The 22,676-nt window shown below is 61.8% G+C and carries 16 protein-coding genes; 8 read left to right on the top strand and 8 right to left on the bottom strand.

Annotated elements, in window-relative coordinates:
* The 3 genes from AB8A27_RS11545 to AB8A27_RS11535 all read right to left on the bottom strand — a co-directional run bounded on the left by AB8A27_RS11545 (position 1) and on the right by AB8A27_RS11535 (position 3,273).
* Positions 1–909 (bottom strand): cation diffusion facilitator family transporter, encoded by a 909-nt coding sequence (locus AB8A27_RS11545; protein WP_441242018.1) that lies wholly within the window; start codon positions 907–909, stop codon positions 1–3.
* 201 nt (positions 910–1,110) lie between these two features.
* Positions 1,111–1,881 carry a DsbA family protein gene (locus tag AB8A27_RS11540; RefSeq protein WP_441242017.1) on the bottom strand — a complete coding sequence of 257 codons (771 nt, stop codon included), beginning with the start codon at positions 1,879–1,881 and terminating at the stop codon, positions 1,111–1,113.
* 132 nt (positions 1,882–2,013) lie between these two features.
* On the bottom strand, positions 2,014–3,273 hold the full coding sequence (locus AB8A27_RS11535) for a GGDEF domain-containing protein (protein ID WP_441242016.1): 1,260 nt from the start codon (positions 3,271–3,273) through the stop codon (positions 2,014–2,016).
* Positions 3,274–3,710: 437 nt separating this feature from the next.
* On the opposite strand from AB8A27_RS11535, the gene AB8A27_RS11530 reads away from it, so the two are divergent.
* The 4 genes from AB8A27_RS11530 (at position 3,711) to AB8A27_RS11515 (ending at position 9,114) form a co-directional block, all read left to right on the top strand.
* Complete coding sequence (locus tag AB8A27_RS11530) at positions 3,711–5,753, top strand: methyl-accepting chemotaxis protein (RefSeq protein WP_441242015.1); 2,043 nt, start codon at positions 3,711–3,713, stop codon at positions 5,751–5,753.
* Between the two features lie 99 nt (positions 5,754–5,852).
* Positions 5,853–6,812 (top strand): MBL fold metallo-hydrolase, encoded by a 960-nt coding sequence (locus AB8A27_RS11525; RefSeq protein ID WP_441242014.1) that lies wholly within the window; start codon positions 5,853–5,855, stop codon positions 6,810–6,812.
* A 49-nt stretch (positions 6,813–6,861) separates the two neighbouring features.
* Positions 6,862–7,875, top strand: coding sequence for an adenylate/guanylate cyclase domain-containing protein (locus AB8A27_RS11520; protein WP_441242013.1), 1,014 nt, complete (start codon positions 6,862–6,864; stop codon positions 7,873–7,875).
* A 111-nt stretch (positions 7,876–7,986) separates the two neighbouring features.
* Positions 7,987–9,114, top strand: coding sequence for a patatin-like phospholipase family protein (locus AB8A27_RS11515; protein ID WP_441242012.1), 1,128 nt, complete (start codon positions 7,987–7,989; stop codon positions 9,112–9,114).
* Between the two features lie 241 nt (positions 9,115–9,355).
* On the opposite strand, the gene AB8A27_RS11510 is transcribed toward AB8A27_RS11515, so the two are convergent.
* From AB8A27_RS11510 to AB8A27_RS11495, 4 genes are all read right to left on the bottom strand, one after another.
* Positions 9,356–10,615, bottom strand: a complete 1,260-nt coding sequence (locus AB8A27_RS11510; protein ID WP_441242011.1) for an ATP-binding protein — start codon at positions 10,613–10,615, stop codon at positions 9,356–9,358.
* Positions 10,612–11,445, bottom strand: a complete 834-nt coding sequence (locus tag AB8A27_RS11505) for a response regulator (protein WP_441242010.1) — start codon at positions 11,443–11,445, stop codon at positions 10,612–10,614. Before AB8A27_RS11505 ends, AB8A27_RS11510 begins: the two co-directional genes overlap by 4 nt.
* A complete protein-coding gene (locus AB8A27_RS11500) occupies positions 11,442–12,290 on the bottom strand; it encodes a DUF3313 family protein (protein ID WP_441242009.1) in 849 nt (282 codons plus the stop codon). Before AB8A27_RS11500 ends, AB8A27_RS11505 begins: the two co-directional genes overlap by 4 nt.
* 113 nt (positions 12,291–12,403) lie before the next feature.
* Positions 12,404–13,819: a M48 family metalloprotease gene (locus AB8A27_RS11495; RefSeq protein ID WP_441242008.1), complete on the bottom strand. Its 1,416-nt coding sequence runs from the start codon at positions 13,817–13,819 to the stop codon at positions 12,404–12,406.
* A gap of 111 nt (positions 13,820–13,930) precedes the next feature.
* Here AB8A27_RS11495 and AB8A27_RS11490 point away from each other — a divergent pair, with 111 nt between their 5' ends.
* From AB8A27_RS11490 to AB8A27_RS11480, 3 genes are all read left to right on the top strand, one after another.
* Positions 13,931–15,133, top strand: a complete 1,203-nt coding sequence (locus AB8A27_RS11490) for a pyridoxal phosphate-dependent aminotransferase (protein ID WP_441242007.1) — start codon at positions 13,931–13,933, stop codon at positions 15,131–15,133.
* A gap of 17 nt (positions 15,134–15,150) precedes the next feature.
* Positions 15,151–15,759: a biotin transporter BioY gene (locus AB8A27_RS11485; RefSeq protein ID WP_441242006.1), complete on the top strand. Its 609-nt coding sequence runs from the start codon at positions 15,151–15,153 to the stop codon at positions 15,757–15,759.
* A gap of 118 nt (positions 15,760–15,877) precedes the next feature.
* Positions 15,878–17,218: a dicarboxylate/amino acid:cation symporter gene (locus AB8A27_RS11480; RefSeq protein ID WP_441242005.1), complete on the top strand. Its 1,341-nt coding sequence runs from the start codon at positions 15,878–15,880 to the stop codon at positions 17,216–17,218.
* 76 nt (positions 17,219–17,294) lie between these two features.
* Here AB8A27_RS11480 and AB8A27_RS11475 read toward each other — a convergent pair whose 3' ends face one another.
* The gene (locus AB8A27_RS11475; protein WP_441242004.1) at positions 17,295–20,474 is read right to left on the bottom strand and encodes an Rne/Rng family ribonuclease; all 3,180 of its coding nucleotides are present in this window, start codon (positions 20,472–20,474) and stop codon (positions 17,295–17,297) included.
* Positions 20,475–21,174: 700 nt separating this feature from the next.
* Between AB8A27_RS11475 and AB8A27_RS11470 the strand changes: the two genes are divergently transcribed.
* On the top strand, positions 21,175–22,473 hold the full coding sequence (locus tag AB8A27_RS11470) for an N-acetylmuramoyl-L-alanine amidase (RefSeq protein WP_441242003.1): 1,299 nt from the start codon (positions 21,175–21,177) through the stop codon (positions 22,471–22,473).
* The last annotated feature ends 203 nt before the right edge of the window (positions 22,474–22,676 follow it).

Here is a 22,676-nt window from a genome sequence, read left to right as displayed (position 1 = left end):
TTACACCCAGCGCTTGTCGGCGGTGAAGTCCACCGTCAACCAGTAGCCCGGGCTGAGCCCGCCCATGGCCAGAGCAATCTCGGCACGGATAGCATCGAGTTCGGCGAAACTCTTGCTGATCTCGCCCGATGGCGCGACCAGCCCGATCTCGATGAATTGCTGGCGGCCGGAGCGCATCACATGCGAGCTGTAATCGCTGAAGCCATGTTTAAGCGCGATCGATTGCGCGAGTTCGCGAACCTCTTCGTCGAGATCGCTTGGCGCAACCTGCAGGATGTCGCGGCCGGCATTCCAGATCGTCGAGAGCGGAAACGGCAGCAGGCAGATTGCCACCACCAGCAGGATCAGCGGATCGACCAGCGGCGCATAGGCCGCTGCCGGAGTCTTCGCCATCAACGCTCCAAGCAGGAAGCTGATGCAGACGGCCAGACTGAGCACGCCGCCCATCAGCCAGGCACGGGCATCGATGTCAAGCAGTTGCGAGCCGTGTTCGCCGGCCGAGCGACGGATATAGATGCTCATGCCGAAGCTGATGGCGCCCGCCACTGCAGCGAAGATCGCGCCGGGGCCGAATTCGATGGCGCGTCCGCCCGTGATCAGCCCGTTGAGACCGTCAATGAAGGCGTAGGCGCAGGCGAAGCTGAGCACCGTGCCGTTGATCAGCGCGAGGATTGGTTCGAGGTGCCAATAGCCATACTGGAAGCGGTCGTCTTCGCCCCTGCTGATCAAACGCGCGGTCAGTAATGCAACACCGGTCATGGCTGCATCGATCAAGGTGTAGAAACCGTCGAAGGCGATGGCGCGCGAACTGATGGCAAGCCCGAAGGCGATGCTGGCAAGTGAAATGAGTAGCGTGACGTAAATAGAAATCTTCAGGAGCCGCTGCTCCTGTTTGGTATCGGTCAACATTGGGAACTTAAGCGGAGTGTCCGCTGCATCCTTTTTTACCATTGGGGATGCCTCATTCTATCACAGCGCGCATTCGGCCGCGCATAACGCCCGCAAAAGATAAATAAAAAACCGGCTGCAATGCAGCCGGTTTGTCATATTTTCGCGATGTTCGTCTCAGATCAGGCGGAGGTATTAATCGACCTCGCCAATCCTTGATACTTACGAACAGATCGCCTTGCCGCAGCGCGCCTGATTGATCTTCTCCTTCAGTGCTTCCGCACCGACGGCACCGATCACGACCTGCTTGCCAATGACGTAGCTCGGCGTGCCGTTCATGCCCATGGATTCCGCGAGCTTGAAGTTCTCTTCGATGGTCGCGCGCACTTCCGGGCTGGTCATGTCCTTTTCCAGTCTGGCGACATCGAGGCCGGCTTCCTTCGCGGCAGCCATGGCGCGGGCCTTGTCGGCCTGGCCGCGGCCGCTCAGCAGCTTCTGATGGAAATCGAGATACTTCTTGCCGGTCGGGTCCTGCATGCGCACGGCAACCGCTACCTGGGCAGCTTCAACCGAGCCGGGCCCGAGCACCGGGAATTCCTTCAGCACGACCTTGAGCTTCGGATCGCTCTTCATGATGCCGACCATGTCGTCCATGGCGCGCTTGCAGTAGCCGCAATTGTAATCGAAGAATTCGACGAAGGTGACGTCGCCGTCCTTGTTGCCGACGACGACGCCGCGTGGCGAGTTGAAGATGGTGTTTGCGTTTGCGGAGATCGCAGCCTGATGCTTCTCGGCCTCCGCCTGGGCCTGACGCTTGGTCAGCTCGGCAGAGACCTCTTCGAGGATTTCCGGGTGGGTGATCAGGTAGTCCTTGATGATCTTCTGGATCTCGCCGCGCTGGGCGTCATTGAACGTCTGCGCCGACGCGACCGCGGGTGCGCCGCACAGCGCAAGGGCCACGGCAGCGGAGGCGAGAAAACGGAACGAAGGCATGGGCAAATAATCCTTTGGAAAAGGCCGAGGCAGAAAGCCACGTGTCATTCGGGAAGCTGCTTAGCATTTTGGCGGCGAAATACGCGTTATTTGTGAAGGCGGTCACGCGCAATTCATCGTGGTGTCGCGGCCTCAGAAGCCGGAATGATGATGATCCGGCCCGGTCATCTCGACCAAAGCATGCGGCGCTGGCAATGACGCGCCTTCGATGTCGTCGTCGAGGTCTGGCGCGAGCGGCGGCGCAGGCTCGTAGAGCACGACCCGGTTCTTGCCCTCGTGTTTCGCGCGGTAGAGCGCATGGTCGGCGGCTGCCATTAACCGTTCGGGGGAGGCGGTGAGGTTGGCGGACCACTGCGCAACGCCGATAGAGGCTGACAGTGTCCGTGCCTTGCGTCCGCCACTGCCAAATTGTCGCGGGCACGCCGCGAGCACGCGCCGCGCGATCGTGCCCGCTTGGTGCAGGTCGGTGTCGGGGAGCACGACGCAGAATTCGTCGCCGCCGCAGCGCGCCAGCGTATCGCCGGGGCGCAGCTGGCCTTGCGCCGCCCGGGTGAACTGCCTCAGACAATCATCGCCGGCGCTGTGACCGAAGCCGTCATTGACTGCCTTGAAGCCATCAAGGTCGATGGCCAACAGTGTGAATGGCCGCGCTGTGCGTCGGGCCAGCGCACATTCCTCGTCCAGTCGCTGCACGAGCCGCCTGCGATTGCCGGCACCGGTGAGATCGTCGATCAGGGCCAGTTCAGCAGCATCGCCGCGCAGGCGGTCGATGGCCATCATCAGCAATCCGTAATTCCACGTCATCGCGAGGAATGCCACCGCCAGCATGAAGCCGGCCTGCACCGCGTCAAGCGTCACGATCGTCGGTTCGCTGCCACCCAGATGAAGCAATGCCGCGATAGCGCGGAGCGCGAAGGCTCCAAGCAACAGGATCGAGAAATAGCCGGCCATCCGCGCGCCGTGATTGCTGCGCGGATGGTCGCGCGACAACAGCAGCGGCAAAGTCAGTGCGACGGGAATGCCTTGTCCCAGAGAATAGACGACGACGCGCATTGCATAATTGTCGAGGACCAATCTGAAAAACAGGAAGCCCGCCAGGCACGACGCGATCACCACGGCGGAGGTGATCCAGGATGTCGGTCGATCGTAGAAGCGCCGGATGCCGACTTCCGACAGGCAGAAGCCCAGAACCGTCATCTGGGCGGCGAGCAGGAGGCCGGCGGGATTGGGAAACAGCAACCCGAGGGCAGGGCCGCACGCAGCGCTCAGCGCGGCCGCGCTCCAGTAGCGTGCCGGGACGAAGTTCGGATAGCAGCGCCCTACATAGGCCCAGACGAGCCCCGAGGACAGGAAGTTGGCGAGCGTGAACCAGAAGATGGTCGTGGTGCTCATCTCGGGATGCTTCCCACGCGCACGGCGCCGCTTCCCGCGGTCCTGTCATTCACAAGCTGCATTGGTCTCCCCGCCGGACGCGATGAGCGCATCCATTTTCACTAAATGCAGCCAGCTCCGTTAACGGAACCTGACTGCTGGCGGCGAGAAGCCGAAAGTGGTTGTAAAATGATAAAGATCATATTGGCATGCAGTTATCCGGCGGTGAGGTGTCACATCAATCCGCTGGCCGGCAAGAGGCCGCGCCGACGACAGCGCATGGGCGGCGCGCCCGTGAACGTCTGATGACACCAGCTCCTCATAGGTGCCATGCCGTATTTGAATACCTTTCTTCTAAAGATGTTAAGTCTGAGGCCGTAGTTTTTTTGCGTATCTGAGAAAGAAGGGGTCTGAAGTCGATGCGCGTTCGTGTCCTTTTTATGCTTTGCGTCTCGGCGATGGCTGCGATCATCGCTGTCGCCGCCACGGTTTTCGTCGTGCAGGAGTGGGGTAACTATCGCAATGCCAGCGAGGCCGCCTATCTGTCCGCTGCGACTGCCGGCGTGTTGCGCGCGACCGAGCAAATTGCAGTCAGCCGTGGTCCGCAGAACGCCGCGCTGATCGCCGACGATCCCGCTAATCCCGCTGCACTCACAGCCGTTACAAATGCCCGCAAGCTGCTGGCCGACGAGTTGAGTGGTGCCCGCAGCGCTGTCGCCGTGGCAACCTATCCCGAACGCGTCCGCGCTCTCGCAGCACTCGACAAGCTTGGCCGCGATCTCACCGAAATTTACGGCAGTCTTGATGCCGCCTACAAATTGCCGCGCCCCCAGCGCGATGCCGCGTTGATCAAGGACTACGTGCCGCGCATGTTGCAGTTGAACACGCTGCTCGACGGTGTCGTGAACGGTCTCGAGCGCAGTGCTGCAGCCGCGCATGAAAGCGTCGGCAGCCTGATACAGATCGCGCGCCTGTCATGGGACATGCGGGATGCCGCCGGCCGCCGCGCCAGTTACTTCACGCGTGCCGCCGGCAACAGCAAGATGCTGACGACTGGTGATATTCAAGGCGTCTCCGAATCCACCGGCGAAATCCGCCATGCCTGGGCCCGTCTGCAGGCCACCGTCTCGCAGCTCAGCGAAGATCCGGCGCTGTCGGGCGCCGTGAAGGCTGCGGAGACCCGCTTCTTCGGCGACACCGACAAGTTCATCACCGAACTGACCGCCAAGGGCCTCGCCGGCACCGATTACGGCGTTTCGTTCCAGGACGTCCTGAAACGTCTCGTTGGACCCGCGCAATCGGCGCTGGGCATCCGCGATGCGGCGATGGCGCAGGCGATGTCGCTCGCCGAGGCGGCGCGTGGCAGCGCGCTGACACGGCTGTTGCTTGTCGCCGTCGGCATGGTGCTGGTGGCGCTTCTGGTGATTGGCGTCACGATGTTGTTCGTTCGCCGCGTGGTGCAGCCGCTGGTCGGCATTACAGCTGCGATCACGCGCCTCGCCGAAGGCGACCGCGAAATCGACGTGCCGGCGCGTGGCCGCCGCGACGAGATCGGCGAGATGGCCGGCGCACTGGAAACCCTTCGCCTCAACGCGATCGAGGCTGCCCGTCTCGAAAGCGAGCATCGCACGCAGCAGCAGGCCCGCGAAGCCCGCGCAGCACGGATTGAAGCGCTGACGCTGGAATTCGATGCAGCCAGCAACGAGGTGATCCAAAGCGTGGGCGCCGCCGGCGACGCAATGCGCCGCGATGCCGAGGCCAGCTCCAGGCTCGCTACCGGTACATCGGAACGTGCCACCAATGTGGCGGCCGGCGCCGAGGAAGCTTCCGTCGGTGTCAGCACCATCGCCAGCGCTGCCGAGGAAATGAGTGTCGCGGTTGCCTCGATCGCCGAGCGGCTGGAAGCCTGTGCAGGGATCGCAGCCAGTGCAGTGCGCGAAGTCAGTGATGCCGACAAGCGCATCGTTGGTCTCGATCACGCGGTCGAGCGTATCGGCGACATCATCAAGTTCATTCAGGACATTGCAAGCCAGACCAATCTTCTGGCGCTCAATGCGACGATCGAGGCGGCACGCGCAGGCGATGCGGGCCGGGGCTTTGCGGTCGTAGCCGGCGAGGTGAAGGCGCTGGCGACGCAGACAGCCAAGGCAACCGATGAGATCACGGCGCAGATTTCCAGCATCGAGGCCGAGACTCGTGCCGTGGTTCGGGCGATCAAGAGCGTCGCCGAGACCATTGGCCGCGTCGATGCGGTGACCGCCGACATCTCCGCCTCGGTGACCCAGCAGCGCCAGACCACCAGCGAGATTGCCGCCAACGCCCAGCAGGCGGCCAGCGGCACCAAGGACGTGTCGTCGAATGTCAGCGCGGTCAGCTCGGCGATGTCCGAAGCCGAGGCGGCGGCGCTACGCATGATCGCCAAGGCCGACGATCTCTCTGCGCGGTCGAGTGATCTGACCGAGCGGATTTCCAGCTTCCTCGGCAACGTCCGCGCTGCCTGAGTGTTATGATCTGGACGGCGTGTGAGGCTGGCCTGCAGCCGCACGGGCCGTGCAGATTTGTCGTCTCTGCACCAGCCTATCCCAACCAAGGATATTTTCATGACCCTCGATCGGCGTATGCTTCTCAAACTGTCTCTGGCCGGCGCAGCCGTTGGCACGGCAGCCGTCACGCCCGTAGTTGCGCCCGCACTGGCTCAGACGCCGAAGAAGCGCGCCCGCTGGATCTGTCTCGGCACCAAAGGCGGCCCGCGTGTCGGCCTCGGCCGCTCCAATCCGGCCAATGTGTTGATCGTCGATGATGTGCCTTACGTGGTCGATTGCGGCCCCGGCGTGACCAAGCGTCTGGTCGAAGCCAAGGTGGCATTGCCCGACCTGCGCTATGTATTCGTGACGCATCTGCATTCGGACCACGTGCTGGAATTCGGCAACATGGTCTATGGCGGCTGGTCGGCCGGCCTCAATCACCCGGTCGAAGCATTCGCACCGATCGGCATGGAAGCGCTGACCAAGGCCTATTGGGAAAGCATCAAGTTCGACGTCGATATCCGCATCACCGACGAGGGCAAGCCTGATCCGCGCAAGCTGCTGGTATCGAAAGACATCAGGGAGTCAGGGCCGGTGATGAGCAATGACAAGGTCAAGGTGACCGCGTTCAAGACGCCGCATCCGCCGATCACCGAAAACTTCGCCTACAAGTTCGAGACCCCGGACGGCGTTTTCGTCTATGCCTGCGACACCTCGTTCAATCCGGCGCTGGCGAAATTCGCCGAAGGGGCCGACGTGCTGATCCACGAAACGATCTACGTGCCCGGCGTCGACAAGATGGTCGCTCGCGTCAAGAACGCGTCGACACTGAAGGAACATCTCCTGGCGTCGCACACCACCACCGAAGACGTGGGCAAAATCGCTGCGATGGCCAAGGTCAAGAAGCTGGTGATGACGCATTTCGTGCCCGGCGACGATCCGTCGATCACCGACGAGATGTGGGCTGCCGACGCCAGGAAGCACTATAGCGGCCCAATCGTCGTCGCGAAGGACCTCATGGAAATCGAGGCGTAAGACTCGATCTGATATACCCTCCCATCGGCAGCGCCGGTGGGAGGGGATCATGAACGCCAGACTCGAACGCAAGCTAAGGGTCCTCGCGACGATTGTCGCCGCTGGCGGCGTTGCCGGCGTCGCGTTCAGTGCCACCCATGATCTGCCGATTCTGCCCGGGTTCGTCGTCGGATTGGTGATCAGCACGGTTCTGGGCGGCTTCGAAATCATCGTGGCCGACGGTCCGATCCGGAACTGGCTAAGCGGTCGCTCCTTCACCGCCAGCCTGCTGATCAAGAGTGCGTTCTATGCTGCCGTGATTCTGGCCGTGCAATGGTTTCGGCTTGCGGATGTGCTGATCGGGCGAACGGTAGAGATCGCGGAGGATACGTTCTGGTCGAGCCTCGTCTACTCCGTCATCGTCTCCATCGTCTTCAATCTGGCTCTGGCAATCACCAATCTCGTCGGCGGGCGCGCGTTGCTCAACTTCTTCACCGGGCGCTATCATGCGCCTGTCGAGGAAGAGCGTTTCGTCCTGTTCGTGGATATTGCGGGCTCGACCAGCCTGGCCGAGCAACTTGGCGGCGTCGGTATCCACCGTTTCCTCGATCAGACCTTTCGCCTGCTATCGCTCCCGGTCGTCGACTATCGTGGCGAGGTGCTCGCCTATGTCGGCGACGAAATGATCGTGACCTGGCCGAAGCGGGACGGTGCGGTTGATTGCCGTCCGTTGCGCTGCTTTATGGCCATGCGCGACGAGCTGGCGCGCAAGGCGGGGCAGTTTGAGCGCGAGTTTGGCACAGCGCCCCGCATTCGCGGCAGCCTGCATTTTGGGCCGGTGATCATCGGCGAAATCGGCGACGTCAAACGCGCGATCGTCTTCAATGGCGACGTCATGAACACTGCCTCGCGGCTCGAAGAACTCAGTCGTGGTGTAGAGGGCGGTTTTGTCGCATCAAAGGCGGCGATGGATTGCTTTGCCTCGGCACTCCCATTCACCGTCAGTGCACTCGGTCATCTTCCCATTCGCGGGCGCGCGGATGGAATTGTCGCATTCGGTTTGCAGTCGCCGCGCGAAACATAATGACATAAACGCGCAAAAAAATGGCAAATCAGCCGTGCAAGAGTTTCCGGACATGGAAACCTGCATGGCCCAATTTTCAAGATTCACTCTGATCGTTGCAGAGTGCGCGTGATGCCTCGCGCGACGCTTCCCATTATTTGTGCGGCGCTACTGCTGTCGGCTTGCGCGTCGCTGCCGCGCGCGCCGCTGATCGCAAGCGCGCAGGCGACGATCCCGCAGATCCCGTTGGCCAGGATATCGCCCGACGACGGCTATCGCATCTTCGCCGGATCGCGGCGTGGCACCGCGCCGCTCACCATCCTTGCCTTGTCCGGTGGCGGCGCTGACGGCTCCTATGGCGCAGGCTTCCTGAGAGGCTGGTCCGACTCCGGGCTGCGCCCGGATTTCGATATCGTCACCGGCTCCAGCGTTGGCGCCCTGATCGCGCCATTCGCGTTTCTCGGCCCGAGCTATGACGGTCGTCTCGAAGCGATCTTCACCAGCGGCGCGACTGAAAATTTGATGCGTATTGCGGGGATCAACGCGGTTGTCGGATCTGGCGTCTTCAAGGCAGGACCGATGAAAGACCTCATCGCGAAATATGCCGATGATCGGATCATCGATGCGGTCGGCGCACGGTATCGCAAGGGCAAGATGCTCATCGTGGCCACCACGAACCTCGACACTCAAGGGACGACGCTCTGGAACATGGGGGAGATCGCAAGCAGCGATAGTCCTGGCCGCTATGAGTTGTTCCGAAACGTTCTCGCTGCATCAGCCGCCATCCCCGGGATTTTCCCGCCAGCCTTGATCGCCGTCGAGTCCGGCGGAAACATGTATTCCGAGATGCATGTCGATGGTGGCGTGACATCGAATATTCTGGCTGTGCCGGAAAGCGTGTTGACGGCCCATGCGGGATCGCTGGTTCCGAAGTCTCGGGTCTTCGTGATCGTTAATGGCAAGCTGTCGCCGGACGTCTCCTATACATCGGATCTGACGCTTCCGATCGTGGCGCGCTCGTTTCAGACCTCGGTGAAGGCGAATACGCGCAATGCGATGATCGCGACATATGATTTCTGCAAACGCAACGGCTGGGATTTCAAAGCGACGACCATCGAGGCGGGCAAGCTCACTACGAGCGATCCGATCAATTTCGATACCGATTATATGAAAGAGCTCTACGCCTACGGTCGCGCCAAGGGCGGTTCGACCAGTGGATTTCAATCGAACCTGGAAGGGTTGAGGGGGCAGGGTAGCTAGATGTGTCGCATCGCTCTAACGCCGTCTTTGCAACGCTGCCGGATGCGGATATCCGCTCGGCGCCTCTGGTCTCGCGTAAAACACATTGCGTTCCTGAGCGTGGAGATCGCGTATTACCCGCTGCTCGTCTTCGGGATCGCGATGATCCTGTGGTCCGGCTGAAACAGGTACTGCCTACGAAGGATCATTCAGCAGTGATCGTCTGCAACAGTATCGTGCGGTCGCATGGCGGGTGTGTCGTTCAGGCTGCGACCGATGATACATTCGCGCTATCGAGCTCAATGGAAAGCGTCTGCCTTAACCCGTGAGGCTGCCGGTTCTCGATCTGGAGCGTGCCTCCCTGCCGTTCGACAATTTCCTTGGCGATAGCCAGGCCGAGCCCGGCGCCGGGAATTGGCTGGCGGCGGGCCGGGTCGACGCGAAAGAACGGTTCGAAGGCACTTGCCAGGAATGTTTCGGGAATGCCGGGGCCGTTGTCGTCGATGATGACGACCGCAAATCCCTCGCGGGCTTCCAGACTCACGATTGCGCCACCGCCATGTGTCGCGGCGTTGATGATGAGATTACGCAAAGCCCGCTTGAGCGCGAGCGGCGATATCTTGACGCTGCCCGGATCGAGTCCGGCAATCGTCACCGGCATCTTGATCAGGATCAGTTCAGCGCAAACGTCCCCGACGAGTTCGTCGATTCTGACGCGTTCGGTTCCTTTTCCGACTGTCTCTTCCCGAACAAGCTGGATGGCACTGTCGGCAATGCGGTCCATTTCATCGAGGTCCTGCAGCCACTCCTCACGCTCCCGTTCGTTGAGAAATTCGGCGCGCAGACGCATGCGTGTCATGGGCGTCCGCAAATCGTGCCCCGCGGCGGCCACAAGTCTGATCTTGCTGTCCATCGCTTTTTTCAGACTTGCGCCCATCATGTTCAGTGCCTGGGCGGTTGCCTTGATTTCGATAGACCCTTCTTCCTTGAGCACGGGCAGCATGCCGTCCTTGCCAACGGACATCGCTATGCTCTGCAGCAATTTAAGCTGCTTCGTCGTCTGATGGGCGACCGTAAGAGCGACGCCGATGACGCCAACCGTGATCAGTATCATCCAGCCGGCGAGGCCCCACCATACTTCAGGAGGCGGTGCATTCTCGCGTATGGGCCAGCTCAGCCAGCCGGGGCCCATCTTGATAGATGCCCATCGTCGGCCGTCCGGTGTTTGCTTGACGAAAATGTCGAAATTGGCCTGTGATTTCTGAAATGCTTCCTGCAGAAGGTTCGTCTGCGCTTCCAGAAGCTTTCCCTCGATGGGCGTCGGCTGGAGATGGAAAATCGCATCATTTCCCTCGATCTTGATAGTGCTGGCAAACGCCGCGACGCGAGAAGCCAGGGCGTCGCGAAAACCTTGTTCAACCAGGCCAGTGACCATTTGCGAGATGACAACGGTTGCCAGGATCACCACGCTCAGAACGGTGCCTACCAGCATCAGGGAAAATCGAATGCGTATGGAGTTCATGTGTCTGCGCCAATGGTTTCAACGCGTGCCGAGAAAATGTAACCGCCGTTGCGAACGGTTTTGATCAACTGGAAATCGTCATTGTCGCCAAGCTTCTTGCGCAAACGGCTCATCAACACGTCGATCGAGCGATCGAACACGTCGTCGGAGCTGCGGTTCGTCAGTTCGATCAGTTGGTCACGGGAGAGCAGGCGGCCCGGTCGCCTGACGAGCACGAGCAACAGTTCAAATTCGGCTGTCGTGAGATCGAACGGATGCCCGTTTTCGTCCAGTAACTGCCGCGCGCCGGGATGGAGTTTGAATCTGCCGAAATGATGTTCGATCACCTGGGAGAGCTGGATATCCTGCGTCACCTTGCGGCGAAGCACCGCGCGGATGCGAGCGAGCAGCTCGCGCGGATTGAACGGTTTGCCGAGATAATCGTCTGCGCCGATTTCGAGGCCGATGATCCGGTCAACGTCCTCCTTCAGCGCGGTCAACAGAATGACGGGGACCTCGGAGCCCTCCCGCCGAAGATCGCGGCAGATATCGAGTCCAGACCCATCGGGGAGCAGGACATCGAGAACGATCAGGTTGACCTCATTGGTCTGCAGCGCTTCCTTCATCGTTCGCTGATCGGAGGCGATGGATACGCGGTAGCCTTGTTCGGTCAGATAGCGCCCCAGCAGTTTTCGTATTGCAAGATCATCATCAACGATGAGGATGTGAGACATGGTCTGCATTGGGCGGCATCCGGCTCCAGGCGCTTGTTCGTTCAATGTGGCTGTTACTGTCGTAGCATAGCTGTCTTGGGCGGGAGGACGGTAATCACTGTCAGCATGTCCGGTCATTCTGTCACCGGCATCGCGTCGTCGTTCCACTCGGGAGGTGCTCCGATCTTCCCGCCGATGAAGGCGGGAATGCCGGTGCGTCCGAAAGCATCGCAGGCGGCGTATTTGGGCTTCCCTCCAAAGGCCGAATTCACGCGCTGCATGCTGGGCACGGACAGCTTCTTGTCGAACGGATTTTCACCGGTAATGAGGAGCTTGCTGAAATCTGCGCCGAACTCGTCCGCCAGATCGTAGGCATCGCCGGATGCCGCAACGCGCGGCTTGCTCGTCAACATGTCGGCATCGCGGGCCCAGACGAATGCCGCTTTCTGCTGGCCTTGTATGTCGCGGGCTTCCGCCTCGACCGACAGGCCGCCCATGCCGTACGGGATCCGAGGCACGATGATGGGGAATCCGGCGCTGATGAACATTGGTGCTGCGGAGGCAACTTTTGCTGCGCCAGCGACGCCTGCATCGGTGACGGTCACCCGCGTCACAGTAACATGCACGGTCAGGTCGGCGGGCTGTCCCGACGGAACCACATTGAAGCGGTCGCTCAGTCCGATGCAGACGGAGCGGTCGACGGCATTTGCAATGACGCGACGTTGCTTGTCGGTGAGGGTGGCACGAGATGCGGCTTGAGAGAAGGACGTCGGGACGATGCTGACGCTCCTGGCCGCCAGGACGCCGGCCTTGTCGACGCGCATCTTGGATTTGGTGGTGATGCCGTCGGCAGGCGCGAGGTCGTTATACGAGGCAAGAGACCCTGATGTCTCAAGTTGGGCCGTGGCGCATCCAGCGACAGCTGCTGTCAGAGCGTGCAGGCATATCATTTTCAACACGAGGTTGATGGTGTTCGTACGCATCGCGATGTCCCCCAAGAATTCGGGACAATGCGTAGTGAGACAAATTGTCAGCCAAATTGCGAAAGATTACGGATCGGCCGCCATTTATTGCAGAACATTGCAGAGGAGGCGGGCTAGTTCTTCCCCGGCATTTTCGCGGCGATGATGTCATCGGCCTTCACCCAGCCGGGCGTACCCACGGCAAACCGCGCCTTGGCGCGCGAGGCAAGGTCGCGGGCGGTCTTGTTGTCGCCGCGCAGGAAGGCAGCCTGGGCCGAGGCCAGGTCGGCCTCTGCGAGTTCGCCCTTGCGGCCATAGGCCATGGCGAGCTGCATGTAGCCGGCGGGGGCTTCGCTCTCGCGTGCGATGGCGGCGCGCAGGATGCGGATAGCTTCGTCAGTATAGGCCTTGTTGTCGGAGGCGACGAGGGCCTGGCCGAGCATCATCTCGATCAGCGGCGCATTGTTCGAGAGCTGCACCGCGCGGCGCAGCGGCGCGATCGCCTCGTTGGGTTTGCCGCCCTCGAGGAGTGCCTGGCCGCGTAGCTCGTAGAAGTATGGATTGTTGGGCTGCACCTTGATCAGGGCATCGATCTGCTCGACGGCCACGCGCAGATCGCCATGGCGATAGGTAGCGATTGCGCGGGCATATTGCGCGGGCAGGCTGGTGTCGGATGGCGGATAGCGCCGCAGCACCGTGTCACGCTGCTCCATGAAACCGGCGGTCTTGGCGCGCATCAGCTCGTGGCGCAGAATGAGCGCCGGATCGTCCTTCTTGTCCCAATAGGGACTCGACTTGGCAAGCTCCTCGAGAGCCGCAACGCGCTCTCGGGGCATCGGATGCGACATCATATACGGGTCGCTTCCGCGCGCCGCGAACAGGCTGTCGGCGCCGAAGCGCTGGAACGTCTCGTACATGCCCTTGGACGACTGGCCGGTCTGGTTCAGGAATTTGACGCCGGCGCGGTCAGCGTTTTCTTCCTGCTGCCGCTGATAGGACAGCATCGTATTCATCATCATCGCTTGCGGCGCGGCGACCGCTGCGGCACCGATATTGCCGGCAGCGCCATTGGAGTTGCCGCCACGCGCGCCGGCGGCCATGGCGCCAAGGCCGAGCAGCATCGCCACAACCATCTGGGTCTGCGCCTGCGCCATGCGCTCGCGCAGCTTCGACAGATGGCCGCCGGCGAGATGGCCGGTCTCGTGGGCGAGCACGCCGATCAGCTGGTTCGGCGTCTGCGACTGCATCAGAGCGCCGTGATTGACGAAGATGCGGCGACCGTCAGCAACAAAGGCGTTGAAGCTGGCATTGTTGATGATGACGACCTGGATGTTCTGCTTTTCGAGGCCTGCGGCGCGCAGGATCGGGCGCGTATAGTCACGCAGCAATTGTTCGATCTCGGCGTCGCGCAGCAGGCGCGGGGCACCGCCTTGCTGCGCGTGGGCCCCCATTGGCGTCAGCGTCAATGCTGCCGCGGTCAGCAGGGTGGTCAGCTTCGAGAACAATCGAGATGCAGCCCTTTTTGGCTGCAGCTGCAGGTCTTTCATCATTGGCCGGGGTTCGGATTCGATATAAGCCCTAACAAGTCAAATATTGCGGCGGGAGCGCGGCGTTGCTCCCATGCCGTAACGTGTATAACGCCGCGCAGATAGCAGATTTTTATGCCAGATACGATCCTCAAGGCCCGGGCACACAGCCTTCTTGCAGCGTCCGGACGCAGCGATGTTCCCCCGTTCATGGTGATGGACGTGATGGCCGCCGCGGCGCGGATCGAGGCCGCTGGCGGGCATGTGATTCACATGGAAGTCGGGCAGCCGGCAGCGCCCGCGCCGAAGGTGGCCATTGAGGCCGCGCAGGCTGCACTGGCGCACGGGCGGATCGAATATACCGCCGCACTCGGCACCCCGTCGCTGCGTGCGCGGATCTCCAGGCATTATCGCGAGGTCTATGGCTCCACGGTCGATCCGGAGCAGATCGTGGTGACCACCGGCTCTTCCGGTGCGTTCATCCTGTCCTTCCTGGCCCTGTTCGAGCCCGGCGACCGCGTTGCCGTCACCGTGCCTGGCTATCCGCCGTATCGGCACATTCTCACCGCGCTGGGGTGCGAGCCCGTGCTCATCGAGACCCATGCCGACAAACGCCATGCCCTGACAGCGGAGGATCTGCTTGCCGCGCATCGCGAAAAGCCGTTGAAGGGCGTGCTGGTTGCGAGCCCGGCCAATCCCACCGGCACGATGATGTCGCGCGAAGCGCTGACCAGCCTGATTCACGCGGCCGACGATGCGGGCATACGCTTCATCTCCGACGAGATCTATCACGGTCTCGATTACGCATTCCCGGCAGTGACCGCAGCCGAGCTGTCGCCGAACGCCCTCGTCATCAATTCGTTCTCGAAATACTTCTGCATGACCGGCTGGCGCGTCGGCTGGATGGTCGTGCCTAAACCGCTGGTGCGGTCCATGGAACGGCTGCAGCAGAACCTGTCGATCTCGGTGCCGACGCTGTCGCAGATCGCGGCAGAAGCTGCGTTCGATGGCCATGCGCAGATGGAAGACATCAAGCATGGCTATCAGGAGAACCGGCGCATCCTGACCGCAGGATTGCCGCAAGCCGGCCTCACAGACTTCCTGCCAGCCGATGGTGCCTTCTATCTCTATGCAGACGTGTCGAAATTCACGTCGGATAGCTTCGATTTCGCCAAGCAGATGCTGGAACAGGCGCATGTCGCCGCAACGCCCGGCAGCGACTTCGATCCGATCCACGGCAAGTCCTATATTCGTTTCTCCTATGCGAGCTCGACCGAGGACATGCATGAGGCGGTCGCGCGGATCGGCAAATGGCTCAGGCAGGGCGGCCCGAAGTGAGGGAGCCTGTCTTGCCGATGGATGCATCCGTCTCGCACCCGCGCCATGTCTCGATCGCCAGTGTGTGGTGGCCAAGCCGCGGTGAGAGCTTTACTGCTGCGCGCCGTGCCGTGGTGCTGGCAGCGTTTGGTGTCGCGTTGCTGGCGGTTTCGGCGAAGATCAATCTGCCGCTGCCATATGTGCCGATGACCCTGCAGACGCTGGTCGTTTTGATGATCGGCGCCGTCTATGGTTGGCGCCTCGGCACGTTGACGATCATCGCCTATCTCGCCGTGGGTGCATTGGGATTGCCGGTGTTCGCCGGGCCCGTTGGCGGTCTCAAACCGCTCACAGGGGCCACGGCTGGCTTCCTGTCCGGCTTCGTCGTTGCTTCGTTCATTACCGGCTGGTTCAGCGAACGTGGATGGGATCGCTCGATGGTCCGCCTGTTCGTTGCGATGGCCTTCGGTCACATCGTGATCATGGCCATGGGCTTTGCCTGGCTGGCTTACGGAATGAAACTCGGCGCCGAGAAAGCGTGGCTGGTGGGCGTGATGCCGTTCCTGGCAGGCGCGCTGGTGAAGAACACATTGGGCGCGATCCTGGTACCCGCCCTGCGCGGAATGGTTGATCGCCGGTATCGCTAAACGCTGGGCGCGATATTTGTTCGTTAATCGCCCAAGTAATTCCGTGTGGCGGCTTGCAAGAGGCCGTCCATGTGACTAATGACCGCGGCAGCAAAAATGCTCAGGGAGTTGAAGCGGAATGTCTGCGGTAACGGCAACAGCGGGTCCGGGAGCGGCTGCTCCGGTCAAAAAGCCCTGGTACAAGGTTCTCTATATTCAGGTGCTGATCGCTATCGTGATCGGCGTGCTGGTCGGGTGGCTGGAGCCTCAGTTCGCCACCAATGACTGGATCAAGGCGCTCGGCGAGGGCTTCATCAAGCTGATCAAGATGGTGATCGCGCCGATCATCTTCTGTACCGTGGTTTCGGGCATCGCCCATATCCAGGACGCCAAGAAGGTCGGCCGCGTCGGCATCAAGGCGCTGGTCTATTTCGAGATCGTCTCGACCTTCGCGCTGGTCCTCGGCCTTGTGATGGGCAACCTTTTCCAGGTCGGCCATGGTCTGGTGACCAAGACCGAAGGCAGCGCGGGCGCTGTCGCCAATTACGTCAAGCAGGCAGAAGCTCAGAAGTCCGTCGACTTCGTCCTCAACATCATTCCCGACAGCGTCGTCGGCGCCTTCGCCAGGGGCGACATCCTGCAGGTTCTGCTGTTTGCAATCCTGTTCGGCTTCGCGCTGATGGCGCTCGGCGAGCGTGGCCACAGGCTGCGTGATATCATTGATGAGACGTCGCATGCCGTGTTCGGCGTGATCGCCATCGTCATGAAGGCAGCCCCCCTCGGCGCATTCGGCGCGATGGCCTACACCATCGGCAAGTTCGGTCCGGCAGCGCTTACCAACCTGCTGAGCCTGATCGTGCTGTTCTATGCAACCGCGGCACTGTTCGTGGTGGTCGTGCTCGGCATCATTGCCCGCGTCGTCGGCTTCAACATCTTCAAGTTCATCGCCTACATCAAGGATGAGCTTTTGATCGTGCTTGGCACTTCGTCATCGGAAAGCGCGTTGCCGCAGCTGATGGAGAAGCTGCAGCGTCTGGGCTGTTCGAAGTCGGTCGTCGGGCTCGTGGTGCCGACCGGCTATTCGTTCAACCTCGACGGCACCAACATCTATATGACCCTGGCGACCTTGTTTATCGCTCAGGCCCTCGGCGTGGATCTGACGTTCGGCCAGCAGATCACGATTCTGATCGTGGCAATGTTGACGTCGAAGGGCGCCTCGGGTGTCACCGGCGCCGGCTTCATCACGCTGGCAGCCACGCTGTCGGTGGTCGACCCGCGTCTGGTACCTGGTATGGCGATTGTGTTCTCGATCGACAAGTTCATGAGCGAGGTTCGTGCTCTGACCAACATCACAGGCAACGGCATCGCTGCGGTGTTCGTGTCGTGGTGGGAAGGCGAGCTTGATCACGACACGATGCATGCCAATCTGAACAAGTCGATCGATCCGTCGGACGTGGAAACCGCGATCACGACGGACTGATCTGCAGTAGATCGCAGCACTAAAAAAGCCGCCCGGTTCCGCCGGGCGGCTTTTCGTTGTCTGTGTCAGGCGGCGCTTAGTTGTCGCCGCCACCGAAAGCGCGTGACCACCAGCCGGCTTTGCGCGGCTGGCTTTCCGGGGCCGGTGCAGCGGGCGCGGCAACGGGAGCAGGAGCCGGTTCCGGTGCAGCAACAACAGGCGCTGCCACGGGCTGCGGCTCTGGAGACGAGGAGCCGAAGTTGACCTTCTCGCGCACAGTCGAACGGCGGCGGGCGGCGGCCTTGTCGTCATCCTGAGGTGCGGCTTCCTGAACCACGGCCGGAGCAGTCGCAATCGGCGTCGGCTCAGGCGCGGCTGGAGCGAACATCGGCACGGCATCGTGACGGCGCTGTTCCGTCTCCGGCTGTGGCGCCGAATAGGACGTCACGGTCTCCGCCCCCGTATGCTGGTGAGGCTGCACGTTATTGCTCGTGTCCCGGCTGTCGAGATCGGCCACGGCCTCGCTTGCTTCCGGGGCCTGCGCCGGCCCGAATTCGTCGGAAATCGATCCGGCCAAACCCTCATCGTTGCCACCACGCCGGCGGCGGCCACCGCGACGGCCACGGCGACGCGGGCGACGCTCGCCATCGGCCGGCTGATCGGCGCGGGCTTCACGTGGCTGATCATCGGCCTCGTCGTCTTCGCCTTCGCTGTCGTCACCCTCAGCGCCGCCTTCCACCGAAGCTGCATTGGCTGCCGGGAATTCTTCGCCGTCACGGGCAGGCGCGCTACCACCTTCGCGGGCTTCACCCGAACGACCACGACGGCGCCGACGGCGCTTGCGCTTGCGGCCATCACCATCGCCTTCGCCGGCGGCGCTTTCACCCGAGGTCTCGTCGTCGGTGAGACCTTCGGTCTCCTCGGTTTCGATCTCGGCTTCTGTCTCGAACAGGTCTTCGTCGTCGAACGGTTCTTCTTCCAGCGGGGGCGGGAAGGCTGCGACCTGCGCCGCGAGCAGCGCCTTGGCGGCTTCCAGCGTATGGACCTGTTCGCCGCGGTCGATCACGAAGGACTGCTGACCACTGACATTCGGGTCAGCAATGACGGCGAGCGTCACCTTGAAGCTGTTTTCAAGATCGCGCAGATGGCCGCGCTTGTGGTTCAGCACATAGAGCGCAACATCGGTGCGGGTGCGCACGATGAGGTTATGCGTGGCACCCTTCATCAGGGTTTCTTCGAGACCGCGCAGCAACTGCAGGGCCACCGACGAGACCGAGCGGACGTGACCGCTGCCGCCGCAATGCGGGCAGATATCGGTCGAGCTTTCCAGCACGCTGGCGCGGATGCGCTGGCGCGACATTTCGAGCAGGCCGAAATGCGAGATGCGGCCGACCTGGATGCGTGCGCGATCCTGCCGCAGACAGTCGCTCATCTTGCGTTCGACTGCGCGGTTGTTGCGCTTCTCGTCCATGTCGATGAAGTCGATCACGATCAGGCCGGCAAGATCGCGCAGGCGGAGCTGACGCGCGACTTCCTCGGCGGCTTCGAGATTGGTCTTCAGTGCAGTGTCTTCGATGTGATGCTCGCGGGTCGAACGGCCCGAGTTCACGTCGATCGAGACCAGCGCTTCGGTCTGGTTGATGACGATGTAGCCACCGGAGCGCAGCTGCACGGTCGGCGAGAACATCGCGTCGAGCTGGCTCTCGACGCCCATGCGCGAGAACAGCGGCTGGCCGTCGCGATACTGCTTCACCGCGCGAACATTGCTGGGCATCAGCATGTGCATGAAGTCGCGCGCCTCCTGATAACCGGCTTCGCCAGCGACCTGGATTTCGTCGATTTCCTTGTTGTAGAGGTCGCGCAGCGAGCGCTTGATCAGCGAGCCTTCCTCATAGACGAGGGTCGGGGCCTGCGACTTCAGCGTCATGTCGCGGACGGTTTCCCACATCCGGATCAGATATTCGAAGTCGCGCTTGATTTCCGGCTTGGTGCGCGAGGCACCGGCGGTGCGCAGGATAATCCCCATGCCTTCCGGCACGTCGAGATCTGACACCACTTCCTTGAGACGCGAACGATCCTGCGCCGAGGTGATCTTGCGCGAGATGCCACCGCCGCGGGCAGTGTTCGGCATCAGCACGGCGTAACGACCGGCGAGCGACAAATAGGTGGTCAGCGCAGCGCCCTTGTTGCCGCGCTCTTCCTTGACGACCTGCACCAGCATGACCTGGCGGCGCTTGATGACTTCCTGGATCTTGTACTGGCGACGCGGACGGAAGGCGCGCTCGGGAACTTCCTCGAGAACGTCGTCACCGCCGACGGACTCGACCTGATCCTCTTCGGCTTCTTCCTCGCCGTCTTCTTCGTCTTCCTCGTCGTCGTGTTCGTCGCTGTCAGCGGAGGTGGTGTGCTCGCTTTCGGCGCGCTCTTCATGATGAGCGTCCTCGGCATGCGCCGCGTTTTCTTCGGCGTGAGCGGCCTGCCGCTGTTCATCGTGCGAATGATCGTCGTGGGCATGATCATCGTGGGTTTCGGCAGCTACCGGTGCCGGCGTCTCCGCAACCGCTTCGACCGGAGCAGGCGAGAAGCCTGCCGAAACCGGCTGTTCGGTCTCAGGCTCGGATGCGACGACCGCGGACACGACGACCTCGGGAGCCGCAGCTTCGGCAGCGACGCTCTCGGACGCGACCGGTGCGGCGGCGTGATCGTGGTCGTGTGCATGATCGCCTTCGGCATGTTCATGCGCGTGGGTATGCTCATGACCGTCATGGTCATGATGGTCGTGATCCGCAGTGTGATGCCCGTCATCATGGGCATGGCTGTGGACCTCGAAGGCCGGATCGCGCGGCTGTTCGGCCTGCGACGGATCAATCGCTGTCGTGTCGACGACATCGCTCTGCACCCGCTCGCCACGGTCGCGGCGGCGCGAGTTACGATGGCGCGAGCGGCGCCGATTTGAGCGGTTTTCGGTCTCTTCCTCAGCTTCGCGGTGCGCGCGTTCATCCGCCTCGATCAGCGCCTGACGGTCGGCGACCGGGATCTGGTAGTAGTCGGGATGAATTTCGCTGAAAGCGAGAAAGCCGTGGCGGTTGCCGCCGTATTCGATGAAGGCGGCCTGCAGCGACGGTTCGACGCGTGTGACCTTGGCGAGGTAGATATTGCCGCGGAGCTGTTTGCGCTGCGCAGTCTCGAAATCAAACTCTTCGACGCGATTGCCGCGAACCACGACAACCCGGGTCTCTTCCGGGTGGGTCGCATCGATCAACATTTTGTTTGGCATTTGGAGGCTCATGGAGGCGGACGGCGAGCGTGGCGGCAAGCGCGAAGCGCGCGGCCGAGTGACGCAACGGTCCACCTGATTCGGGGGTGAGGGGAAGGCCGAAACACAGCTCTGAACGCCGTGCCGATCGCGAGGTCAGTGTGGGGCGACGCGCGAGGTTTGAGCCTCGCATCGGCATAGTTCCCACCTGGGTCTCGGTCGGCATCACAGTCTGGCGCATCAAGCGTCGGCCCGTCTGAACATCTTGGCGGCAAAGGCGCCGCCTTTCGCTAACGTCCGGCGCGCCGCAGGACGCGGTCACCGGCTGTCGCATACTCCACCCGTAAGGCCGGAATAATCGGTTATGAAGTGTCTAAAGCCGCCCCGGGAGCGAGAAAGGACCTGGGACCGGACACCGCCTGGGCTAGGACCGCCTCTCTGGGCAACCGCGCGCTGCGCTGGTTGTAGAGGGGAAGGCCGGAAAACGCTGGATCCACCGATAGATAGTCGGGGGAACAAGCGCTGCACCGGGAGGCTGAACGCGACACAACCGGGAGTTAAACCGTCAGCTCTTCGTACATACGAGGAATGGGGGTCGCATGCAAGGGAAGCGTCACAAGGCTGCAACACTCAGGCTTATTCAATGCGATGGGCTTAAGCTCCGGTTAACCCTGCAATCCTATTGGGTTAATGAGGGGCTGCTTCGGAGGCTGTGGATTCGTTGACGAGCCGCGCAAACCACATCGTCAGACTGGCCACGGTGCTTCTTAGCGCCGGTTTCGGGCTGTTTTGGTGCCCGGACTCGACCCGTGCCGCCGGCGAGACGCCACGCGCGGAAGTGGAAGGCTCGTTTCCAATCGCCTCCGACGTGCGCATCGCTGGCGATGAAAAACAGACCCGTTTCATTCTCGATCTGGACAAAAAGATCCCGCTGCGTGCTTTCGCGCTGGCTGATCCATATCGGGTGGTCATCGACCTTCCCCAGGTCAACTTTCATCTCGATCCCGGTGCCGGAACGGTCTCCCGTGGTTTGATCAAGGCGTTCCGTTACGGTCTGGTGATGCCGGGTGGGTCGCGCATGGTGTTCGATCTGACCGGACCCGCGAAAATCAAGAATTCCTATGCCCTCGATCCCGCCAACGGACAGCCGGCCCGGATGGTGATCGAGCTCGAGTCGGTTGATCGCACCACCTTCGTGCAGGCGCTGGCAGTCGAGAATCGTCCGGATCTGCGTCCCGCTCTCGGAGCTGCCGCTGCGGCGTCTCCCGTGGCCACCAAGGTGGTTGCCAGCGCCGTACCCGATGCCGCGCCGGACACCCGTCCGGTCGTCGTGATCGATCCCGGTCATGGCGGCATCGACAACGGCACACAGGCAGGCGGCGAGAGCGAGAAGGGGATCGTGCTGGGTTTCGGTCTGGCTCTGCGTGACCGTCTGGAAAAGCTCGGCAAATACCGCATCGTGATGACTCGTGCGGACGATACCTTCATTCCCTTGGACGAGCGGGTGAAGGTCGCACGCAATCAGTCGGCCGCGCTGTTCGTCTCGATTCACGCCGATGCTTTGCCGCGTGGTGAGGGGGATGCGCAGGGCGCCACTGTTTACACGTTGTCCGACAAGGCCTCCGACGCCGAGGCGGAGCGGCTGGCCGACTCGGAAAACAAGGCGGACGCCATTGCCGGCGTCAATCTGACGGAAGAGCCAACGGACGTTGCCGACATCTTGATCGATTTGGCGCAGCGCGAAACCCGGACCTTCTCGAACCGCTTTGCCCGGCTCGTGGTGGGCGAAATGAAGACCACGGCGCGGATGCACAAGCATCCCCTGAAATCGGCAGGCTTCCGCGTCCTCAAGGCGCCGGACGTGCCGTCGGTGCTGATCGAACTGGGTTATGTGTCCAACAAGGACGACCTCCAGCAGCTGATGTCCGAGAACTGGCGCTCCAAGACGGTCGGCGCGGTCGCCAAGGCGATCGATGGCTTTTTTGCCAAGCGAATGGTCTCGGCTGGCCCCGGAAACTGAGGGCCGGAACTGAAAACGACAAATCTTTCAGTACGAAAGCCGTAGCGTTCAGTGTGAAAGCCCTAGTTTGGCCACAGCCGGCGCTCTATAAAAATTTCCGTGCGGCCGTCAGAATCGGTCAAGACTGACGGCCATTTCGGGTTGTCTCCTTAGCTGATTTTTGCCGCGGGACTTGTTGCTGACTTCGCGCCCATGGGGGCCGC

Source organism: Tardiphaga sp. 768_D3_N2_1 (genome assembly GCF_052076105.1).
GTDB lineage: Bacteria > Pseudomonadota > Alphaproteobacteria > Rhizobiales > Xanthobacteraceae > Tardiphaga.
The sequence above is the reverse complement of the archived record's forward strand: the minus strand, read 5'-3'. Positions and strand labels throughout refer to the sequence as shown.